General features: G+C 59.4%; 4 protein-coding genes and 1 tRNA gene. 2 read left to right on the forward strand and 3 right to left on the reverse strand.

What is annotated here, in order from left to right; translation table 11 throughout:
• Window positions 1-541: 541 nt before the first annotated feature.
• On the reverse strand, window positions 542-2,323 hold the full coding sequence (gene tadA, locus DXC18_RS10105) for a tRNA adenosine(34) deaminase TadA (protein WP_117717058.1): 1,782 nt from the start codon (window positions 2,321-2,323) through the stop codon (window positions 542-544).
• A 51-nt stretch (window positions 2,324-2,374) separates the two neighbouring features.
• On the opposite strand from tadA, the gene DXC18_RS10110 reads away from it, so the two are divergent.
• Window positions 2,375-2,464, forward strand: a tRNA-Ser gene (locus DXC18_RS10110).
• Window positions 2,465-2,467: 3 nt separating this feature from the next.
• On the opposite strand, the gene DXC18_RS10115 is transcribed toward DXC18_RS10110, so the two are convergent.
• Complete coding sequence (locus DXC18_RS10115) at window positions 2,468-2,959, reverse strand: TetR/AcrR family transcriptional regulator (RefSeq protein ID WP_117717059.1); 492 nt, start codon at window positions 2,957-2,959, stop codon at window positions 2,468-2,470.
• A 304-nt stretch (window positions 2,960-3,263) separates the two neighbouring features.
• Here DXC18_RS10115 and DXC18_RS10120 point away from each other — a divergent pair, with 304 nt between their 5' ends.
• Window positions 3,264-3,815 carry a LemA family protein gene (locus DXC18_RS10120; RefSeq protein ID WP_199412260.1) on the forward strand — a complete coding sequence of 184 codons (552 nt, stop codon included), beginning with the start codon at window positions 3,264-3,266 and terminating at the stop codon, window positions 3,813-3,815.
• Between the two features lie 197 nt (window positions 3,816-4,012).
• Here the strand turns inward: DXC18_RS10120 and DXC18_RS10755 are convergent.
• On the reverse strand, window positions 4,013-4,197 hold a 185-nt coding region (locus DXC18_RS10755; RefSeq protein ID WP_233509068.1), incomplete at its 5' end, for a hypothetical protein.

Below are 4,197 nucleotides of genomic sequence, written 5' to 3' on the forward strand. Positions count from 1 at the left end.
GAGCATTTCCCAGTTGACAAAACTATAGGAACACCCCCCGCGCAAAAACGCAAGGCAGGACATCGCCATATGCTTAAAAGTGTAGCAATTTAAATGACCCGCCATTCCGCGTCAGGTTGCCATTCGGTCGTCAAATCGAACCATTCGCGCCATCAAAGGGGTTCGGCGGGATTAAACCGTCGGCAATCTTTATCCCCCACAACCCACAAAATAGCCCCGTCCCAAATAGACTGGTCTGACGCTGCGCCACGAAAAGGGCCTATCTACTACGTTTAGGCCGCAGGGGTCAACCATAGCCGGCTTTTTCGAAAATCGGCAAGCTTTCTACCTGCGGTTTTAATTTCACAAATTCCGGGATGGTCGAGGATGGCCGGTTAAACGTAGTAGATAGCCGTGTTTCGTGGCAAACGGTCCGACTCGAGACCCATGTCGACCAGCCTCGGATGGCAATTCACGAAGTTGCGGTGGAATACGGACTGAATTGGCGCCTTAAAGGCAAAAACACTCCGTATTTCACCGCAACTTATCGAGGGGATGGGTTTTAGAGGCGGCCGAGGTCGTAGGCTCGGGCGGCAGACTCGCCGGCACAGATGAGGTTGGTTGTGGCTTCTTGCGGATCGAGTGCCTGCTCCAGATCCATGGGCTTGCGGCAAATCGGCAAAACCAAGTCGATACCCTGCTCGTACACCGCATCCAGGTTGTCGGCACGACCGCCCACGACGGCGACCACCGGCTTGCCATATCGCTTCGCACGGCAGGCCACACCCACCGGCGCCTTGCCGGCGGCGGATTGCTCATCCATATTGCCCTCGCCTGTAATGACCAGGTCGACATCGCGCACGCGCTCGTCAAACCCAACCAGATCGAGCACCGTCTCCACGCCAGAGCGCAGCTCCGCACCGAGCGCCAGCAGCGCAGCACCTAGGCCGCCCGCAGCACCGGCACCGGGCACGCCGAGCACCGAGCCAAATGTCCGTGCGCCCTCGGGTGTGCGCATCAACCCCTGGGCTCGAGCTCCGGCAATCGCCGCATCGAGCAAACGACCGTAGCCGACCATCCAACTGTCGTACCTGCGTAGCGCCTCGGTATCATCTGTCGGCAGGCCCTTCTGCCCACCGAACACCGCTAGGGCACCTCGGCGTCCCACGAGTGGGTTCTCGACATCGGAAAGCACCACGACACGCACGCCGTTCAGCGCCCGAAGCGCTGGCGCCAAATCGATACTCACCACGTGTTCGAGACCCGCGAGACCGGGAGCGATATCGCGGCCGTGCTCATCGACCACACGCGCGCCCAGCGCCTGCAGCATGCCGGCGCCGCCGTCGTTGGTGGCGCTGCCGCCCAAGCCAATATAGATAGTCTTTGCACCCGCGCGAACCGCATGAAGCATCAGTTCGCCCACGCCATAGGTTGTAGCAGCCAGCGCCGACGACTCCGTGCAAGGCGAGTACCCGATGCCCGCGGCTTCGGCCATCTCAATAACAGCCGACTCATGCTCGACATCAACCAGCATCCGGGCAGGCACACGCTCGCCCAAGGGCCCTGCAACCTCGCAGGTCACAAGCTCGCCACCGCAGGCGGCAACGGCATCGAGCGTTCCCTCACCACCATCTGCCAGCGGCAATGTGCACACCTCGGCATCGGGCCAAACGCGGCGCACGCCTTCGGCAACCGCCGCCTCCGCCTGCGCACTCGACACGCTGCCCTTAAAGGAATCAATCGCCAACAGCACACGGCGGGGCCGGCGGCACGCGGCACCAAAATCGACCGCCTCAACGGCGATATCTTCGGCACACGCGAGCGCCTCGGCATGAGCGGCATGTGCCTCAAGATCGGCCCCACAGCCGCAGCCAGTACCATCGGTGCCACGCAGCCCACTAAAATAGCCGCTCAACACCTCACGACACTCATCCGCCAGGACCCCAGTCGCCACATTAAACCGATGATTCAGGCGCGAGTCGGCATTCAAATCGTATAGGGATCCCAACGCGCCCGCCTTGGCATCGGCCGCGCCATACACGCAGCGTCCTACGCGCGTGTTGACCATAAGACCCGCGCACATGCAGCAGGGCTCGAGCGTTACATAGACCGTGCAATCGGAAAGGCGCCAGCGACCGAGCGACCGAGCGGCAGCGCACAGGGCCGCGAACTCTGCATGCGCCGAAGGGTCCTGGTCGAGCTCGCGACGATTATGCGCCCGCGCGACGATCTCACCCGCGCGCACCACCACAGCGCCAATGGGAACTTCGCCCACCGCCGCGGCGGCGCGCGCCTCGGCCAGCGCCTCGCGCATGAACTTCTCATCGATTTCGGTGATCGTCATCGTTCGCCTTCCCTGTTGCAAATTCAAAACGATGCTATCATTACGACTCACGGAGAGATGGCAGAGCGGTTGAATGCGGCGGTCTTGAAAACCGTTGAGCGCGAGAGCGTTCCGGGGGTTCGAATCCCCCTCTCTCCGCCACTTCTAATGATGTACCGGCGTCATGGTTCGCTCGAACAGCGCATCGACCACGTCGGCCATCTCGGGTCGACGCTCGAGGTCGTGACCCGACTCCCACCATATCGTGAAAAGTCGAATAATACCGCCGGCGACAAACTCAGACGTCGTCTCAAGCGAAACGGGGGCCAGGGCATCCTCGGCAAGCACGTTCATCACACGCTCGCGGATGGAACGGACAATGCGGTCGCAAATAACGTTGGTCAACATACCCGACATGCTGCTTGCCAAAATGTTATCCATGAGCTGCTCGTGCGCCAGAATCAAATCCATGGCATCGTCCAAAATCGCATGTCGAAGCGCGCGCACGTCCTCGGCAGACACTGCGCCGGCCTCATCGGGCTGTTTTTGCGGCAAGCCCGACATGAGCTCATCGATATAAAAGGCGAAGTAATCGTTTTTATCGCGAAAGTGCTTATAGAACGTCGTGCGGCGAATCATGGCCCGGTCGCACAGCATAGCAACCGTCAAATCCTCAAAACGATGCTACTCGAGAAGCTCGGTGAAAGCATCGAACAGGGCACGGTAGGTTTTCTTAATGCGAAGGTCCACTGGTATCGCCATCCTCAGGGCAAAGACAACACTCGTCAATCTGTCGCATATCTTACACCTGTACCTCGCGCGTTTTACCCCGGTGCCGACCCCGCCGAAAACATAACGCTTACCGGAAAGTTCGGCACGGCAAAACGTTGCGGGTATACTAGTAGCGTTATACCAACGGCAGCTGGCGCATGCCGCCGCGGCCATTCGAAACGGAGACATCATGATTACCGTCATCATCGGCATCGTTGTTGTCATTGTGATTGTCTGCGCCATCGCCGGCATCTACAACAACATGGTCACCAAGCGTAACCGCATCGATAACGCCTGGCAGAACATCGATACGCAGCTGCAGCGCCGCAACGACCTGATCCCCAACCTGGTCGAGACCGTCAAGGGCTACGCCAAGCACGAGCAAGAGACGCTCTCCGCCGTGATCAGCGCGCGTAACACCGCCGTCAAGGCCACCACGCCCGAGGCCAAGATGGAAGCCGACAACGTGCTGACCGATGCGCTGCGCCAGCTCTTCGCCGTGGCCGAGGCCTACCCCGATCTGAAGGCAAACACCAACTTTACGCAGCTGCAGGCATCGCTCGAGGATACCGAGAACAAGATTAGCTATGCACGCCAGAGCTACAACGACTGCGTGCTCAGCTACAACAACGCCATCCAGACGTTCCCGGCTGTCATCTTTGCCGGCATCTTCCAGTTTAAGGAGCGCCAGGGCTTCGAGGCCGCCGAAGCAGCCCGCCAGGCCCCGACCGTCAAGTTCTAGTAGTTTGACAGCGCATCTTTAATCGGCCAAATGCATAAACCGCCCTGTCGAATGCATACTTCGACGGGGCGGTTTCCTTTTTCGCGAAGGTCCCCCTCTAAGTGCCGTGCATTTTTAGGAGTATTCAACATAACCAAGGGCTTCGGGCGCCGCGATAAATGCCAAAGAGCGCAAATATCCCTGCAAATCAAACGCTGTCAGCCCATAACCCCGCCCATCATTCGTAGAAAACATCGAGAAATCCCGATTTTTTGCCCGAGGCCGGTATGCAGGGGCCTTCGATTGCAGAATACTCGCAAAAATGCACGTCGCCACCACCCCCACATGGCGCGAACCAAAACAAAAGCGCGGCCTAAAAGGCCGCGCGCCATCTTTAATTCAG

The sequence above is a fragment of the Collinsella sp. OM08-14AT genome, assembly GCF_003438115.1.
In the GTDB taxonomy this organism is placed as follows: Bacteria; Actinomycetota; Coriobacteriia; order Coriobacteriales; family Coriobacteriaceae; genus Collinsella.